This is a genomic window from Candidatus Poriferisodalis sp., assembly GCF_965208925.1.
Lineage (GTDB): Bacteria > Actinomycetota > Acidimicrobiia > Acidimicrobiales > Poriferisodalaceae > Poriferisodalis.
In genome coordinates this window covers 1,833,740-1,851,182 of sequence record NZ_OZ242364.1, presented here as the reverse complement: position 1 = coordinate 1,851,182, position 17,443 = coordinate 1,833,740, and the positions used below count along the sequence as shown (strand labels likewise).

Here is a 17,443-nt window from a genome sequence, read left to right as displayed (position 1 = left end):
GTGTGCCCCGCGACGTCGGGACGGCCTCAGCGCCGGCCGAGTGCGTCGATCTTGTCCACCCGTCGTTGATGCCGCCCGCCTTCGAACGCCGCTGCGAGGTACGCATCGAGTGCGGCTACGGCCCCGCTGGGATCCAGCAAACGTGCGCCGAGACAGATCACGTTGGCGTCGTTGTGCTCACGGGCGAGCCGGGCCGAAGTCTCGTCGTGCACAGTGGCCGCACGGATGCCGTCGACCTTTCCGGCAGCCATAGCGATACCGATGCCGCTGCCGCACACCGCCACACCGAGGTCTGCCGTCCGGCTCGCCACCGCCTTGCCGACTGCTTCGCCGAAGTCGGGGTAGTCGACCGACTCCGGGCCGTCGGTGCCCAAGTCGACCACCTCGTAGCCACTGCCGCGCAGGTGCTGCGCCAAGCGGTCTTTGAGTTCCCAGCCGGCGTGATCGGCTGCAAGCGCGATGGCCAGCGTCGGGGAGGTGTGCGGGTCGTCGTGAGCCACCGTGCAAGTCTCGCAGCGGTCGCCGCCGCTCAGGTGCCGGATTCGGCAGGAATTTCGGGAGATTCCAGCGCAACGGCGGGGACGGCACCGGCTCGCAGGACGATCGGCGTGTCGCCGGTGACATCCAACACGGTGGAAGCAGTTCCGCCGGGAGCTCGTCCTCGGATCACCCGCCCGGGTTCCGCTGTCTCGCCCGGGCGATCGGCCAGCAGCGCCGCTGCCTCGGACGCTTCGGCAGGTGTGGGCTGACCGTGCCGGTTCGCGCTAGTGCCCGTGACCGGCCCGACGTCGTCGATGAGCCAGCGCAACCAGCCCAGCGCCGGCGCGCGCACGCCCAGCGTCTCGCGGCCGTGCAGCGGGTCGGGACCACCACGGCGCTTCGCGACGAGCGTCAGGCCGCCGGGCCAGTGCTGCTGGGCCAGCGCGCGGGCGGCCGGGCTCAGCTCGACCAGCTCATCGGCCTGCGCCAGCCCCGAGACCAAGATCGGCATCGGCTCCGTACGAGGACGTTCCTTGGCTTCGCACACCCGGGCCACGGCTTCGGTGTCGGCATAACGAGCCATGACCCCGCAGAGGGTGTCGGTGGGCGCGACCACATACCCGCCCTCGCACAGCCATTCGACGGCGGTGCTCAGCTCGAGCGCATCGGGCTCGGCACGCGGGCGCGACGCAACCAGCGCTCGATCGGAGCCGGCCAAGTCACGCTCGACGCGCACGTCTTCGTAGCCGCGGGCGACGGCCATGGCGGTGGCCGCCTGCGCCTGCGTCGCCCCGAGCTCCAGCACCAGCCGACCGCCTGGCGCCAGCCAGCCGCGGGCATCTCGGACCAAGGTGCGGAGCGCGCTCAGCCCGTCAGGCCCGGCATACAACGCCTCGTGCGGTTCCCAGTCGTCGATCTCAGGAGCCAGCACGTCGCCGTCGGCCACGTACGGCGGGTTGGACACCACGAGATCGAGCTGCCCGCGCAGAGGTTCTGCGACGAGGCCGTCCGTGCGCGGATCCTGAACGCCAGCCAAGGCTTCGAACCAGTCCCCCTGGTGCAGGGAGACGCGAGTCGCCGCGCTGCCCAGGCCGGCCAGATTGGCCGCGGCCAGGGCGAGCGCCTCGCTGGAGCTGTCGGTGGCAAACACCCGGGCGTCGGGAACCTCGTGCGCTATTGACAAGGCGATCGCGCCGCAGCCCGTGCCGAGATCTGCCACGTTCAGTACGGCGGGATGCCGGCGCCCGGCAATGCCGTTGAGCCAGTCGATGGCGATGCCCGCAACCATCTCGGTCTCGGGGCGAGGGATGAGCGCTCGCCGATCAGTCGCCAGGTCGAGCGTTCGGAATCCCCAGCTGCCCAGCACGTATTGCAGCGGTTCGCCCGCCACCCGACGGGCAGCCATGGCGTCGGCGTGCGCCACCATCCGCACGGTCATCGGCATCTGGGGCGTCAGTGCAACCTCGGCGGCGCCGGTGCCGCTGGACTCGGCCGCGATGCGGCGCGCGCTCACTTCGGGTTCGGGCACGCCGGCTGCTGCGAACTGCTCGCGCAGCCCCCGGTACAGGTCGCCCAGGGTCAGCCCGTCCTTGGAGGACATCGTCGAGCCCGCTGCCGGCTTCGGCCGGCTCACTCGCCGCCGTCAGCGACCGCAGCGGCGAGCTGCTCGGCCCGCTCCGCGCTCGCGAGGGCGTCGATGATCTCGTCCAACTCGCCGGCGAGCACTCGATCGAGCTTGTAGATCGTGAGCCCGACGCGATGGTCGGTGACCCGGTTCTCCTTGAAGTTGTAGGTGCGGATCTTCTCGGACCGACCGCCGCCACGGACCTGGTCTCGCTTGTGGGCCGCTACCTCGGCGGCGTGCGCTTCCTGCTGCAGTTGCAGGAGCCGCGCTCGCAGCACCCGCATCGCCTTTGCGCGATTCTGCAGCTGGCTCTTCTCGTCCTGCATCGACACCACGACCCCGGTGGGCTGATGGGTGATCCGTACCGCGGAGTCGGTCGTGTTGACCGACTGGCCGCCGGGTCCTGATGAGCGAAAGGTGTCGACGACGAGGTCGTTGGGATCGATCTCGATGTCGACCTCCTCGGCTTCGGGCAGCACGCTCACCGTCGCCGACGACGTGTGGACGCGGCCTTGTGACTCGGTGACCGGCACGCGTTGCACCCGGTGCGGTCCGCCCTCGTGCTTCAGCAGCCGCCACACATTCGGGCCGCGCACGGCGAAGGTCACGTTCGTGAACCCACCCATGTCGCTGTCCTGGCTGCCGAGCAGCTCAAGTGACCAGCCGGAGTGCGCCGACGCGTAGGCCCGGTACATCTCGAAGAGATCGCGCGCCCAGATGTTGGCTTCCTCGCCGCCCTCGGCCCCCTGGATCTCCACGATGACATCGCGCTCATCGTTCGGATCCTGCGGCAGCAGCAGAACCTTCAATCGCTCGTCGAGTTCTGCTGCCAGCGCGGTCGCTGCCTCCAGCATCTCCGCGGCCTCGGCGGCGTCGTCGCCATCGCTGGCGTCGAGGAGATCCTTGGCGGCCGCCGCATCAGCCTGTGCTTGCTGGGCCTCGTGAGCCATGTCGATGATCTGGCCGATGCGCGCGAGCCGCCGACCGAGCTCCGCGAACTGGGCGCGGTCGCCCCAAGCGGCGCCCTCGCCGAGCTTCCGTTCGAGTTCGGCTCGTTCGGCTTCCAGCGCGTCAAGCCGCAGGGATTCCAAGGCGCCCGACACGCGTTCAGGCTAACTGGGGGGTTTCAGGCCGGATCAGGCGCCCGCGGTGGACAGCGTGCGCCATTCGTCGTCGATCTCGACGATCCGGGCAGGACTGTCCAGCCTTGCAGCCATGGCCCTGATGACGTCATGTGCGTCGCGTCGGGGCAGCGCAATGGTCAATTCGGCGTCGGGATCGAGGAACAGCCGCGCGTCTGCTGCGAAGGGCACTACGTCGAGGTCGATGCCGACGCAGACCACCACGATCAGACGGCGGCCGTCGGGTGTCAGGCCGTACGCCACCGCCGGGGCCGGGTCCTTCGGACCGCCTCGGGGCACTGGCGGCGAGGCGGCTCGCAAGCGGCCCGCGTCGACAAGTTCTGGCTGGCGGATGAGCAGCGAGCGCAGCCAGCGAGCCGCACCCATCCGGTTGAGCGGATGCGGTGATGCGCCTGGTGAGCGGTGTGTACGCACCACTTCGGCCACGCGGCGGATGGCTTCAGGCGTCGGCTCATCGGCGTGCAGCAGGGAGAACGCCTCGCGATCGTGGGCGCCCATGCCTACCTCGATCTGCCACCTGTCGGAGGCACCGTCGGAATCGCCTTCGTCGCTGTGTCCCGCTTCCGCGCCGACAGGCGCTGCTGCGACGATGCGGGCTACCTCGAGACCCTCCACCTCGCCGGTGATCACGCCGTGTTCCACGACCACCTCGACTCCGGCACTGCCCAGCAGCGCAACCAATTCGGGCACACGCGGCGGCGCGGGTTCGACCGGGCGCGGCGCCGGTTCTGCGGCCGTCGCGCTCGCGCCTTCGATGCCCCAGACCGTGGGCGTCGGCTTGAAGCAGGCCGCACGTCGAGCGAGCACACCGCTGTGATCGTCGGCAAAGACGTGCACGTCATCGCGACCGGTGCGCTCGGCCAGCGCCAATGCTCCGCCCAGCGCCCGCTCGGCTCGCTCCTGGGCAAGACACACCACCGCGGGGCGAGGCTCGGCGACAACGGCCAGTGCGCCGTCATCTGTACCTGAGACGTCGGTGATATCCGCGCCGAGTGCCGAACTCGCCAAGGCTCGCAGCTTTGCGGCGTGGAGTGTTCGGATGCGATCAGCGTCAAGCGTCATAGCGGTTGCCGCCGGACACGAGTTGCCATGTGACGGCGCCTGCTCGCGCAGGATGCTCGCCGCGCCCTAGGGCCACGCCGTGCTCCGACGTGGTCAGCTCCGCCGCTTGCGCTGGCCGTAGCGGCGTTCGAAGCGTTCCACCCGGCCCGCCGTGTCCACGATCTTCATCTGGCCGGTGAAGAAGGGATGGCTGGCGCTGGACAGTTCAACATTGGCCAGCGGGTACGTGTTGCCGTCTGTCCATTCGATCGTGTCGCTGGTCTCGATCGTGGACTGCGTCAGGAAGGCAAAGTCGGCGCTGGCATCCCGGAAGACCACGGGCCGGTAGTTCGGATGGATGTCGCTCTTCATCGTGTTTCCTGAATTGGAAGCTCTGGGCTCATCAGCCTAAGGATTCTGTGCCGTCGCGACGAGTTGATCAGCGGTGGTCGCCGAGGCTGAAGCTGCTGTCGCTGTCGAGGGAGACATCGCCGGCGTCCAACTCAGCGGTGCCGGGCAGGCCCTCGCCAAGCGCCATTTCCAGATTCGCTGCCTCGCGCAGACGTGCCGCCACAAGGTCATCGACCTGATTCCCCGTCGAGGTACGTGCCGTCGCCACCATCGTGATGGAACCCGCGTCTTCCAGGTTGCGGGCACCGCCGAAGAACCTCAGCGTCGAGGTGATGGCCGCACCCACGGGGTCAGCCGGCTGGTGTCTCCCGTTGCCGCCGGCCGCGTAAGCACGTGCAAGCCGCGTCAAGCCATCGAAGAGAATGACCACATCGGCACCGGTTTCTGCCATGCGCTTCGTGCGCTCGAGCGTGAGCTCGGCCACCGCAAGGTGCTCCTCGGGAGGCCGATCGAAGGTCGATGCCAGGACCTCGCCGGATGTCTCGAGCCGGCGGGTCATGTCGGTGACGTCTTCGGGCCGCTCGGCGATGAGCAAAACGATCAGGTGAATGTCTGGATGCTGATCGCCGATCGCGGCAGCCATGGACGCGATCAGCGGTGATGCCGATCGCGTGCCGCACGCGGTCAGCAGGCCGCGGGATCCCAGCCCGATCAACGAGAGACGGTCGATGGCTGCAAGGGCACCAGTGCCCTGCTCGCCGGCGAGCGGCAATGCGTCGGTGGGCAGCACCGGCGTGAGGTCGTCGAACAGCGGTCGGTCGGGCTGCTCGGGCGGTGGTTCGCCATTCAGCGTGTCGAGGCGCAGCAACGCAGGGTTGCGCTCGCTGCGGGCGGCCGGGCGGCTGACACCGGTGATCCGGTCGCCGCGGCGCAGGTCGTACTGGCGCACCTGGCGCGCTGCGACGTAGACATCGTCGGCCGACGGCAGCGGACCGTTCGTGCGGAGGAAGCCGTAGCCCTCGTCGCGCAGGTCGAGTAGGCCGTCGCAGTGAACCGTCTCGCCGACAATCTGCGCGTCGTCGCGCCCTCGACCACGTCGGCGGCTCCGTCGGTTGCCTTCCTCGGCCACCGGCACATCGGGCGTCGCCGCCCCGGAGTCGGCCGCATCGCCAGCTTCCGCTTCCGCTTCGGGGGCACCCTCGGTTGACGCAGCCGGGTCACTCGCCGCAGCCGGCTGTTCTGCTGAGGCGTCGGCACCGGTAGCAGGGGCGGCATCGGCCGGCGGCGCAGGCGTACGCGTGCGCTTGGTGACCGCCGGAGACTCAGACGCGGCCCCGGCGTCTGCAGAGCCGTCGCTCCCTGCCTCGCCGGTGCCCGCCTCGCCCGCGGGGGCCAAGATCGCGCCGATGATGGTGTTCTTGCGGGCGCGGGGTGCGACCTCGACGCCGAGGGCTGCGGCGATCTGCAGCAGCTCGTCTCGCTCCTTGGATTCCAGCAAGGCACGATCCGGCATGTCTGACATGGCTACCTCGCAAGCTCCAGCCTGCTCTCGCTGCGCCCAGCGGGTGAGCGAAGGGAGTCTGTGTTTTCTGTGACAGGCCTTGTCGCCCGACCCAGCGATCCGGTCCCATGACACCCGAGCGAGCCCTGCGCTGAGCACGCTCTGCACTGGGGAACCGTCGATCGGCGCCGACGCTACCGCCGCTCACCTTCGACTGCTACTGATAGCTCTCTCAAACGAGCTTCCTTCCCCAGCATGCGGCTGTCCTGTCCTCCCGCAGTGCGCAGGTGCAATCGCGACTGGCCGCGATGGCGACGAAGCCGCCCGACGGAGCTTTCTTCTGGCCATGGTTGTTGCTGCCCCAGCAGGTCACGGTTCCGTCCGGTCGCAGTCCGCAGGTGTGCCGGTCGCCCGCAGCGATTTCGACGAAGCGGTGAGGCGGCGGACGCTCCACGCTGAAAGTGCCGTTGCCCCAGCATTCAGCGGTGCCAGAGGTGGTCAACGCGCATACGTGCGTTTGACCCATCGTGATTTGCGTGTATCGACCATTCGGAACACTGAGTCGGTTGAAGCGGTCTTTGCCCCAACATGCGACGGTTTGATTTTGGCGAATGCCGCACGCCATGTGTCCGTCCGGTCCGATGAGCACCGTCTCGAACGGCCCGGCCGGCGGATTGAACTGATGGAGCTCATCGCCGGAATTCGCAGATTCCCAACACTCGACCGAGCCTTCTGCGCGTATCCCGCACGCTGAGCGGGATCCGACAGTCAGGAAGAAGAACTGGCCGGCTGGCACCGCGAGGCGGGAACCGCCGTCGCCGTCGGTCCAACAATCCACTTCCTGGTCGAATCCGAGTGCGCAGAGCAGGTGTCCCTCCGCCGAGACGGATCTGTATCGGTGTTCGCCAACGCTCCGGATTGCCTCTTCGAGATTGCCTGTGCAACTCAAGATGCCGGTCACTCGCAGGCCGCACGTGAACGTGTCGCCGATTGCAAGCGTCTCGAATTGCCCTGACGGCGGCTTGTGCCCGACACTGCCTAGGCAGGTCATCGGTCCGTCGCTGTCGAGCCAACAAGCGTGACGTCGACTGACAACGACTTGGGCGAGAGAGCGAGCGGCCGGCTCCAGCACGGCTTCTTCGTCATGGTTCGGCGCAAATCGTCCTCGCCCTGCGTTACCCCAACACTTGGCCGTGCCGTTCGAACGCAGCGCACATCCAAAATTGCGACCAACCACGAGATCGACGAAAGTTCCCTTCGGCGCATCGGTCTCGCCGTTGCGGTTGTGGCCCCAGCACTCGATGTTCCCGTCTGGGCGCAGGCCGCAGGCATGCCACGCCCCGGCGTCGACTCGTGAGAACGGGCCACGGGGCGCATCTGCTTGCCCCCATTGGTTCCAACCCCAGCAAGCCACCGTCTTATCGGTGCGTAGTCCGCATGTGAGGCCCTCGCCGGCTGACACAGACAGGAAGTTCCCCGGCGGCGGATCGGCTTGGCCGCGGTCGTTGAAATCCCAGCACTCGATCTCGCGGTTGGTCAGCACCCCGCAGGCATGGCCCACACCGACCGAGATCGACATGAAGCTCTGCGCTGGTGTTTCCACCAGACCGTGCGCACTCCAGCAGGCGATGGTGCCGTTGTCCCGCAGACCGCATGCTCGTCCGCCTCCGGAGTCCAGGAAGCTGAATGACTCCTGCGGGCTGTAGAAGCCGCCGACTTCTTGATTGGTGAAGTCTCCCCAGCAGAAGGGAAGTCCATCGATCGACAATGCACACGTGTGATAGCTGCCGCCGCTGACGGATATGAAACGGCCTTCGGCTGCGTCTGTTTGCCCAGCGAAGTTCCAACCCCAGCACTCGACTGCGCCGTCGCCGCGAACGCCGCACGCGTGCCAGTCACCTGTGCCGATCGAGGCGAATTTGCCTGCGGGAGCGACATCGCGGCCGTCGTATCCCGCTCCCCAGCACACCGCAGTGCCGTCGGTGCGAATACCGCAGGTCTGCTCCCACTGGGCCGCTATCTGGGTGAATCGACCGGAGGGCGGCTGAGCCTGGGACTCCTTCAACTGCCCCCAGCAGGCCACCGTCCCATTGACACGTACAGCGCAAGAGTGATCATGTCCGACCGCGATCTCCTTGAAGCGTCCCGACGGCGCTGAAGACTGTCCGAGATCGTCCTTGCCCCAGCAGACGGCCGTTCCGTTCGCACGGATTCCGCACGCATGAAAGCCCGCCGCCGCAACTGCGGAGAACTCCCCGGACGGCGCGCGAGAGACAGGCGCATAGTCACGGCCCCAGCAAGAGACGGTTCCCTCCTCCCGAACGCCGCAGACCATGCCGCCATCGGTGCTGACGGACACATCGGCGAACGGTCCGCGCGGAGCTCCACGCCGGCCAATGAAGTTGCCTCCCCAGCATTCAACCTGGCCGTCGACAGTGAGGCCGCATGTTGCGTTCCAAGCGGCCTCGACCGCCGAGAACTGACCCGCTGGGGCATCTGCCTCTCCGTTGGAGTTGTCGCCCCAGCAGGTGACAGTGCCGTCAACTCTCAGACCGCACGCATGCGACGGCCCGACTGACACATCGGCGAACACGCCATCGGGCGCGTCGGTTCGGCCCGAGTCGTTCCAGCCCCAGCAATCCAAGGTGCCGTTCGTGCGCACCCCGCAGCTGAAGTCGCCCCCTGATGCGATGGTGCGGAACGTGCCAAGCGGCCAGTCGGTCTGACCGGCATCGCCCGAGCCCCAACAGCCGATCGTGCCCTCCACCTGCAGGCCGCAAACATGATCGACGCCGGGTGCGAGCATGATGTACTTGGCCGTGGCAGGGTCTCGTCTGCAGGGATTGGGCGCGTGAGTGCCGTTTGGCCGGTGCGTGCGGCAATCGTCATTCTCGAGCGTGTGGTCGTCGTGACACCATGCGCTGCCCGTGTAGATGTGCACGTGGCGTCCGCTCTGATGGGTGCCATCGGGCCGGTGAACACGACAGTCGCCGTTGGCGGGGACGTGATCGTTATGACACCAACTCCCGCCGGTGTACGTGTGCTGATGCTGGCCACCCGGACAGCGCTTCACAGGAGTGGATGGCGCTGCTGGATCTGGGGATGTGGGCGCTGCTGAAGTATCGGATTGGGCACCCGACGCCACGGGCATCAGCACGCCGAGGGCCACGAGCAGCGCTCCGCAAACGATACCGAGCCCTCGCATCGCACTTCCCTTCTGCGAGTTCGCGCGTTTTCATCATGCGCGACAGCGGCGATCTTCAGGCGCTAACACCTCCCGAGCGCGCCAAAGCAGAGTAACGGCCACGACTGTTGCCGAGCCTGCGCGTGTGCCACGGCACGCAGTCAGCGGCTGCAGCGGGCGGTGACGAAGTCGCGCAGGGTGACGAGGTCGTTTGGGAGCGAGGTGAGGTGCTCGTCACGATCGGCCAGGCCGGCAAGAGTCGGCGGCAGCTCCGGTTCGATACCGGTGGCCTCAAGCACTGCTTCGCCGAACTTGGCGGGATGCGCGGTGGACATCACGGCAATGGGCGTGGTCCAGCCGCCGACGGGAGCATCTCGGCGCGCGACGGTCAGTGCTACCGCCGTGTGGGGGTCGACAAGGCGACTGCTGGCTTCATTCACTGATGCGACGGTGGCGGCGACCTCTTCCTCCGTCGCCGAGCCGGCATCGAAGCCTGCACGCAGTCTTGCCAGCACCTCCGATGCCAGTGCTAGCGATTCCTCGGTCCGGAAGCGGGCCATGTCGGCAGCCAGCGGGGCGCCTCGGCGGCCATTCAGCTCGAACAGCAGCCGCTCGAAGTTGCTCGAGACCTGGATGTCCATCGCAGGGCTGGTGGAAGGACGGACCTCGTTGATGGACATCTCTCCGGTGCGGTGGGTGCGAGTCAGGATGTCGTTGTGGTTCGTGGCGATCACGAGCCGATCGATGGGCACGCCCATGCGCCGGGCCACATCGCCTGCGAGCACATTGCCGAAGTTGCCGGTCGGCACGCAGAACGAGACGGCCCGTTCGGGAGCGCCCAGCCGTACTGCCGTCGTCACGTAGTAGACGGTCTGCGCCGCGACGCGCGCCCAGTTGATGCTGTTCACCGCACCCAGCCTCATCCGCTCGCGAAACGGCCGATCGGCAAACAGCGCCTTCACCAAGTCCTGGCAATCGTCAAACGTGCCGTCGATGGCCACGTTGTGGATGTTCGGGCTGTCCACCGTGGTCATCTGGCGTCGCTGGATCTCGGTGACCCGGCCGGCAGGATGCAGCATCACCAGCTCGATGCCCGCCCGGTCCCGGCACGCTTCGATGGCGGCAGACCCGGTGTCTCCCGAGGTGGCACCCACGACGGTCATGAAGCTGCCGCGCCGGGCCAGCTCGTGCTCGAACAGCCTCCCCAACAGCTGCAGCGCCACGTCCTTGAACGACAGCGTCGGCCCCCAGAACAGCTCGACCAGGTGCTCGCCGGCCGCCAGCGCGCTGAGAGGAACGACATCGGAGTGGGTGAACGTGGCATAGGCGTCCTGCACCAGCGGCGCCAAACCGTCGACGCTCAGTGAAGGCGCCACGAACGGCGCCAGCACCCGCGTCGCCACCTCGTGGTACTCAAGCCCGGCAAAATCCCGCAGATCGCTCACGCTGAGCGCTGGGAATTCGCGAGGCACATACAGCCCGCCGTCAGCGGCCAAGCCTTCGAGCAGCACATCGCCGAAGTCCAAGACCGGGGCGTCGCCCCGGGTGCTCACATAGCGCACGGTGACCTCGGCCGATCCCGGCCGCTATTCGCCGATCACGCGGATCGCGTTGCCGATGCGCCTCGCCGCGTCGAGTTCGCGCACATCCCGCAGCGTGGAGGCCACGTCGGCCTCGCGGGCGCGATGCGTGATGAATTCCAGATGAGCGATGTCGTCGGCTGCTCCGGCCCGGGTGGTCTGCTCAACCGAACGGATCGACACACCGTGCTCGCCGAACACGCCGGCCACCGCGGCGAGCACGCCGGGCTTGTCAGTGACATCGAATTGCAGGTGGTAGGCGGTGTAGGTCTCGTCAATGGGGCGCAGGCGCGCTGCGGTCAACGGGCCGAACCCGTCGCACACGCCCCGGCGAAGGTTCTGCGACACGGTGATGAGGTCGCCCAGCATGGCGCTGGCCGTCGGGAACCCGCCTGCGCCGCGCCCGTACAGCATCAGATCCTCGACCGCCTCGCCCTCCAGGAACACCGCGTTGAAGGCATCGCGCACCGAGGCCAGCGGGTGGTCGATCGGCACCATCGCCGGGTGCACCCGCACGGCGATCTCGCCGTTCTGACGCTCGGCCACCGCAAGCAGCTTGATGACGTGACCCATCCGGGCGGCTGCGGCGATGTCACCCTTGCCGATGCCGCTGATGCCCTCCTGGTGGACGTCGCCAGCCACCACCTTTGCGCCGAACGCTGTCATGGCCAGAATCGCCGCCTTGGCGCCCGCGTCGAAGCCCTCCACGTCAGCCGTCGGATCGGCCTCGGCATAGCCCAGGCGCTGTGCCTCGCCCAGCACATCCGCGTAGTCGGCCCCGTCCTCGGTCATGCGGGTGAGGATGTAGTTCGTCGTGCCGTTCACGATGCCCATCACGCGGCTGATGCGTTCTCCGATGAGCGAGTTGCGCAGCACGCCGATGAGGGGGATGCCGCCGGCGACAGCCGCCTCGAACGCCAGGTCCACGCCGTTTGCAGCGGCCAATGCGAACAGCTCCTCGCCGACGTTGGCGATGAGCTCCTTGTTGGCAGTCACGACCGGCTTGCCGGCACCAAGCGCAGCAGCGACCAGGTGACGGGCCGGCTCGATGCCGCCCATCGCCTCCACGACCACGTCCACATCGTCGGCCACCACCAGCGACTCGCTGTCGCGAGTCAGCACGCCCGGAGGCAGCTCCACCGCTCTCTCAGCACTGAGATTGCGGACCGCGACACGGGCGACTTCGAAGTCCAGCGCGGTGCGGCCCGACAAGTGCGCCGCGTCTCGCCGCAGGATCGCAACGAGCGCGGCGCCGACATTTCCACAGCCCAAGATGCCGACGCGCAGAGGGCGCAGGTCGCCCGCTTGCGCGGCGGAGGACGGCGCTGGCTCGACGGCAGCTTCAGACACGGCCGAAACGGTACCGCCAGCACACCGGCGCCCCCGCAGCCTTTATTGCCGACGCTCCTCCCGACGACGTGGCGCGGCGACCAGCGGGTCTCACAGGACGTCGAGTGCGAGCATGTCGTCGACGGTCTCGCGCCGGATCACAAGACGGGCCTCGCCATCGGACACGAACGCCACAGCCGGCCGGCCGATGCGGTTGTACGGAGCACCCATCGAGTAGCCGTAGGCACCGGTGACCGGCGTGGCCACCAAGTCGCCCGCTGCGACACCGTCGGGGACAGGCGCTGACCGCACGATCACGTCACCCGATTCGCAGTGCTTGCCCACCAGCCTGACCCGGCTGGGCCGCGGCTCGGTCACCCGGGCGGGCATGAACGCGGTGTAGTCGCTGCCATAGAGCATCGGGCGCGGGTTGTCTCCGTAGCCGCCGTCGACCGCGACGTACGTCCGAACGCCCGGAATCTCCTTGACGCTGCCCACCGTGTAGAGCGTCACTGCGGCCCCAGCAACGATTGCTCGCCCGGGCTCGGCCACCAGGCGGGCTTGCAAACCGTGACGGTCGCTCAGCGTGCGCCAGCGATCGCTCAGCGCCGTCCCCCACTCGGTGATCGTCGGCGCATGCTCGGATTCCACGTAGGCAACGCCCAGCCCGCCGCCGATGGACAGCTCCTCCAAGCAGCCGGCCGCCGGCCCGCCGTCACCGAACAGGGGCGCGGCGAAGTCGGTCACTGCCTCCAGCGCCTTGGCCAAGCTCTCGGTCCGGAAGACCTGGCTCCCGATGTGGCAGTGAACACCAGCCAGCTCGATACCCACGGCAGCCGATGCACGCTCGACCGCTGCCATCGCGGCGCCGGTGCCGATGCCGAACCCGAACTTCGAGTCGGCCTGTCCGGTGGAGATGTACTCATGCGTCTCTGCCCGCACGCCAGGTGTCACGCGCAACAGCACTCGAGGCACCCGGCCGTCGACGCGATGCAGCTCGTCGAGGCGATCCAGCTCTTCGAACGAATCGACGACGATGCGGCCGACGCCGGCCTCGCGGGCCGCTGCCAGCTCGGCGAACGACTTGTTGTTGCCGTGCAGCACAACGCGCTGCGCGACCTCGTCGGCGGCGTCTCCGTCGAAGGCTCGCAGCACCGTCTGCAGTTCGCCGCCGCTCGACACGTCGATGTCCATGCCCTCGGAGATCGCGAGGCGCGCCATTGCCGCACACAAGAACGCCTTGGCGGCGTAGGCCGCTCCCCCCTCGAACGCTGCGGCTGCCTCCCGGCAGCGGGCGCGCAGGTGTGCCTCGTCATAGACGAACAGCGGCGTGCCGAACTCTGCCGCCACATCGACGAGGTCGCAGCCGCCGATGCGCAGGTGCCCCTCATCGGATACTTCGGCGGTAGCGGGCAGCAGCCGGAATGGGATCGGGCCGCTGGGATCGTCAACGCTTGCCCCAGTGCCAGAAGGTGCCGCTTCGGACACTTCAGCGTTCATGACCGCATCCTCGATTCACCGGATCCTCGATGCGCTCACATTGCCTCGGGCGCAGCCACGCCGAGCAGGTCGAGGCCGATCGCCAAGCCGATGCGCGTGCCCTCGGTCAGGCACAGCCGGGCGTCACGCACCTCCGGCGGATTGTCGCTGTGCAGGATCGGGCAGTCGTGGTAGAAGCCGTGGAAAGCGGCTGCAAGGTCACGCACCCATGTCGTCACCTTGTGAGGCGCCCGCTCGCGCAGCGCTACCTCGACCACCGACGGCAGCACCTCGAGTGCACGCAGCAGCGCCACTTCTCGCTCGCCGACCAGCGGTCCCAGGTCGGTGCCCGCGGGCGGCACGGGTTCGATCCCAGTCGATTCGGCGCGTCTGGCAACCGAGGCGATCCGAGCGTGCGCGTACTGCACATAGAAGACGGGATTCTCTGCAGCCTGAGCTGACAGCAGGTCGATATCGATGGTCTGGCGCGAGTCGATCGACTGCAGCAGGAATGCGAAACGCGCCACGTCGGGACCCACCGTGTCGATGAGCTCGCGCACCTCCACCATGGTGCCAGTGCGCTTGGACAGCTCGATGACCTTGCCGTCACGCATCAGCGTCACGTTCTGGCCGACGATGGCCTCGTAGGACTCGGCGGGATGCCCGAGCATTTGCATGGCTGCGGCGATGCGCGGCACGTAGCCGTGGTGGTCGGCGCCCAGCACGTCGATCACGCGATCACCGCGGCCGAACTTGGCGTGGTGGTAGGCGATGTCAGGCACGAAGTACGTGGGCTCGCCGTCGCTCCGCCGCAGCACGCGGTCCTTGGCGTCTTCGAACCGGCTGGTCGAAAGCCATTCAGCTCCGTCGTCGGTGTATGTCCAGCCCGCATCGCTCAGCCGCCCGATGACGTCGTCCATAGCGCCGGACGTCACCAGCTCGTTCTCGCTCTGCCAGTGGTCGAAGCAGACGTTCATCGCTTCGAGCGCCTCGCTCACATCGCGCAGCGCCCGTGCACGTCCCCACGATGCCGCGTAGGCCCAGCCGCCCAGTGCGTCGAGTGCTGCCCGTAGGTCGGCGTCACCCGATGAAGCACCGGCTGCCAACTCCGCCGCGAGCTCGCTCGCCCACTCGGCGACATACTCGCCGTGGTAGCCGTCATCGGGCACCGGTTCGCCTGCCAGCCGAGCGGCAAGGGATCGCCCGAACAGCTCCATCTGCGTGCCGCGGTCATTGACGTAGTACTCCGTGTGCGTCTCATAGCCGCATCGGCGGAAGAGACGGGCCAGGCTGTCGCCGAATGCCCCCCAACGACCCCCGCCCGCATGCAGCGGCCCGGTGGGGTTGGCCGACACGAACTCGAGGTTCACGGTCTGACCGGCACCCAGGTCATGGCGTGCGTAGGACCCGGCACCGAGGCGCAGCACCGTTTCGGCCACCTCGTGCAGCCAGGTCGGCGACAGGTGCAGGTTCACGAAGCCGGGCCCCGCCACCTCGGTTCGTTCGAGATGCGGCAATCCGGCGCCGTCGAGCTCCGTGGCAAGTTGCTGTGCCAGGTCGCGAGGCGCCAGCCCCGCGCCCTTTGCGTGCACCAAGGCAGCGTTGGTCGACCAGTCGCCGTGATCGGTGCGAGCCGGGCGTTCGAGGCCGATACGCGACGGGTCAACGTCGACGCCGGTTCGCGCAAGAGCACCCGAAATCGCACGCGTCAGCGCAGCTTCCATCACCGAAGCGACGCTACCCCTGTGGGGGCGGAACCTCAGAGCTCATTCTCAGCACGCGGTGATCCCCGACGACCGTCGATAGCTTGACCGGGCATCGGGTCCGGGAATCGATGCCAGCTGGACCTCCAGCCCTCGTAGCTCAGGGGATAGAGCAGTGGCCTCCGGAGCCATGTGCGCAGGTTCGAATCCTGCCGAGGGCGCTGCGCCGGCGCCATGCCGGCCGAGGGCGCTGCGCCGGCACCACGCCGGCCGAGGGCACTGCGCCGGCACCACGCCGGCCGAGGGCGCTCAGCCGGTGGCGGACCAGCCGGTCAGTTCAGTGCGCTGAATGACGATGGCGGCGCCGACCGGCGGCTCGGCGGCGTACTGCGGGTACCGCTTGCACAACAGCTCGATTGCATTTCGGTGCTGGGCGCCTTCGGTATGCACAACGGCCCGGCCCCGCAAGCGCACCCACCACAGGCGCTCCCAATTCTCGTCGTCGTAGTGCTCGATCAGCATCGTGACCTCGGGAAAGCGCCGGACGTTGTCGAGCCGCTTGAGATCCATGGTCGTCTTGGGCTTGTGATCGACTGCTGTCACCACGACGTCGTCCTCGAAGGCATAGGTGCATGGCACCAGGTCGACGCGCCCGTCGGACCGGATCGTCGCGAGGGTTGCCACCCGTCCCTGCTCAAGCAGCTCCAGCAGTTCAGCCTCTGTCACGGCGCGCCACCCTAGAGCCCTGAGCAGCGGTTTCAGCGTTCAGCGGCGCAGACCGATCGTGTCGCCTTGCGAGGCCGTCGCTGTTCGTTGCCGAGACGCCTGCCGTAGTCTGGCGACATGGCAATGACTGGGGAAACGACCGAGGCCCCTCCCGCATCCAACGGGGCGCCGCAGCGCTGGACCTTCCAGTGGAAGGAACTGTACGACGAGGTCATCACCACCGGGCTGTGCACCGGATGCGCCGGCTGCGTGATCTCCTGCCCGCACGACGTCATCGGCTACGAGCATGTGCAGGGCGGGTTTACGCCATTCCACCTCGAAGAGGAACTGGGGCTCGAAGACTGCGGCCATGGCCAGAAGGGCTGCACCAGCTGCACCCGTGCGTGCCCCCGCTTTCGCACCTGGGAGGACGAGGCCGACGACTTCATGTTCGGGCGCCACCGCACCGCGGATGAGCCGTCGGGCGTGTTCAAGGACATCATCCTGACCAGGGCGTCCGACGATTTCGTCCACGAGATCGGCCAGGACGGCGGGCTGGTGTCGGCGATCCTCATCTGGGCGCTCGATCATGGCTATATCGACGCCGCGCTGACGTCCTATGTCGGCGAGGGCGAGGGCAACCAGTGGACCGCCTCGCCGGGCGTGGCCTTCAACCGCGACGACGTGCTGCGCGGGGCGGGCAGCCGTTACACGTACTCGGCCAACACGCTCGCCTACGACGAGGCGATGGAGGCCGGGGCGCAGAAGATCGCACTGGTCGGCATGAGCTGCCAGAGCTCCATCGTGCCGGTGGCCAAGTCGCGCAAGGTCGGCAAGGTCGGCAACCGCTTCGTGCTGAACATCGGCCTGCTGTGCTCGAAGTCGTTCGACGAGGCCATCTTCGAGGAGCTGTTCGAGCAGAAGTACGGGCTCGACCGCCACCGCATCCGCAAGACCAACATCAAGGGCGTCTTCCAGATCTGGACCCACGACGGCGGTTACTACGAGATCAACCTCAAGGAATGCCACGCGTGGACACGCGAGGGCTGCAACCACTGCCCCGACTTCGCCGCCGAGCACGCCGACATCTCCACCGGTGGCATCGGCAAGTACAGCGACTGGACCCTCACCATCGTCCGGACCGACATCGGCCGCGAGATCATCATGAAGATGCTCGCAGACGGCTCGCTGATCGGGCGTCCCGGCGACGAGGACCCGGGTGCCATCGCGCTCATGCACAAGCTCAGCGAGAAGTCGCGTGTGCGCTGGCCGAAATTCGCATGGGAGAAGCCGGCGCTGCTGCCTGAGCCCACCAAGAAATAGG

13 protein-coding genes and 1 tRNA gene are annotated in these 17,443 nt (G+C 67.8%); 2 read left to right on the top strand and 12 right to left on the bottom strand.

The genetic code is table 11. The features are described 5' to 3' along the window. Positions 1-26 precede the first annotated feature (26 nt). The 11 genes from rpiB to argS form a co-directional block, all read right to left on the bottom strand. Positions 27-500 (bottom strand): ribose 5-phosphate isomerase B, encoded by a 474-nt coding sequence (gene rpiB, locus ACOGI5_RS08180; protein WP_419863930.1) that lies wholly within the window; start codon positions 498-500, stop codon positions 27-29. A 29-nt stretch (positions 501-529) separates the two neighbouring features. Beyond that, positions 530-2,113, bottom strand: coding sequence for a peptide chain release factor N(5)-glutamine methyltransferase (gene prmC, locus ACOGI5_RS08175; RefSeq protein WP_419863929.1), 1,584 nt, complete (start codon positions 2,111-2,113; stop codon positions 530-532). Beyond that, the gene (gene prfA / locus ACOGI5_RS08170; RefSeq protein WP_419865459.1) at positions 2,110-3,195 is read right to left on the bottom strand and encodes a peptide chain release factor 1; all 1,086 of its coding nucleotides are present in this window, start codon (positions 3,193-3,195) and stop codon (positions 2,110-2,112) included. Before prfA ends, prmC begins: the two co-directional genes overlap by 4 nt. Positions 3,196-3,240: 45 nt before the next feature. After that, positions 3,241-4,308, bottom strand: a complete 1,068-nt coding sequence (locus tag ACOGI5_RS08165; protein WP_419863928.1) for a hypothetical protein — start codon at positions 4,306-4,308, stop codon at positions 3,241-3,243. A 93-nt stretch (positions 4,309-4,401) separates the two neighbouring features. Then, the gene (locus ACOGI5_RS08160; protein WP_323671809.1) at positions 4,402-4,659 is read right to left on the bottom strand and encodes a type B 50S ribosomal protein L31; all 258 of its coding nucleotides are present in this window, start codon (positions 4,657-4,659) and stop codon (positions 4,402-4,404) included. 67 nt (positions 4,660-4,726) lie between these two features. Then, entirely contained in the window at positions 4,727-6,151 is a 1,425-nt protein-coding gene (locus ACOGI5_RS08155) for a hypothetical protein (protein ID WP_419863927.1), read from the bottom strand. Positions 6,152-6,371: 220 nt separating this feature from the next. Further along, a complete protein-coding gene (locus ACOGI5_RS08150; RefSeq protein ID WP_419863926.1) occupies positions 6,372-9,080 on the bottom strand; it encodes an RCC1 domain-containing protein in 2,709 nt (902 codons plus the stop codon). Positions 9,081-9,484: 404 nt separating this feature from the next. Next, a complete protein-coding gene (thrC, locus tag ACOGI5_RS08145) occupies positions 9,485-10,885 on the bottom strand; it encodes a threonine synthase (protein WP_419863925.1) in 1,401 nt (466 codons plus the stop codon). Between the two features lie 24 nt (positions 10,886-10,909). After that, complete coding sequence (locus ACOGI5_RS08140; RefSeq protein ID WP_419863924.1) at positions 10,910-12,253, bottom strand: homoserine dehydrogenase; 1,344 nt, start codon at positions 12,251-12,253, stop codon at positions 10,910-10,912. Between the two features lie 90 nt (positions 12,254-12,343). Next, positions 12,344-13,732: a diaminopimelate decarboxylase gene (gene lysA, locus ACOGI5_RS08135; RefSeq protein ID WP_419863923.1), complete on the bottom strand. Its 1,389-nt coding sequence runs from the start codon at positions 13,730-13,732 to the stop codon at positions 12,344-12,346. Positions 13,733-13,767: 35 nt separating this feature from the next. Next, positions 13,768-15,435: an arginine--tRNA ligase gene (argS, locus tag ACOGI5_RS08130; protein WP_419865458.1), complete on the bottom strand. Its 1,668-nt coding sequence runs from the start codon at positions 15,433-15,435 to the stop codon at positions 13,768-13,770. A 128-nt stretch (positions 15,436-15,563) separates the two neighbouring features. On the opposite strand from argS, the gene ACOGI5_RS08125 reads away from it, so the two are divergent. Then, a tRNA-Arg gene (locus ACOGI5_RS08125) sits at positions 15,564-15,635 on the top strand. 88 nt (positions 15,636-15,723) lie between these two features. On the opposite strand, the gene ACOGI5_RS08120 is transcribed toward ACOGI5_RS08125, so the two are convergent. Continuing rightward, the gene (locus ACOGI5_RS08120; protein WP_419863922.1) at positions 15,724-16,140 is read right to left on the bottom strand and encodes a TIGR03668 family PPOX class F420-dependent oxidoreductase; all 417 of its coding nucleotides are present in this window, start codon (positions 16,138-16,140) and stop codon (positions 15,724-15,726) included. A 117-nt stretch (positions 16,141-16,257) separates the two neighbouring features. Between ACOGI5_RS08120 and ACOGI5_RS08115 the strand changes: the two genes are divergently transcribed. Next, a complete protein-coding gene (locus tag ACOGI5_RS08115) occupies positions 16,258-17,442 on the top strand; it encodes a Coenzyme F420 hydrogenase/dehydrogenase, beta subunit C-terminal domain (RefSeq protein ID WP_419863921.1) in 1,185 nt (394 codons plus the stop codon). The last annotated feature ends 1 nt before the right edge of the window (position 17,443 follow it).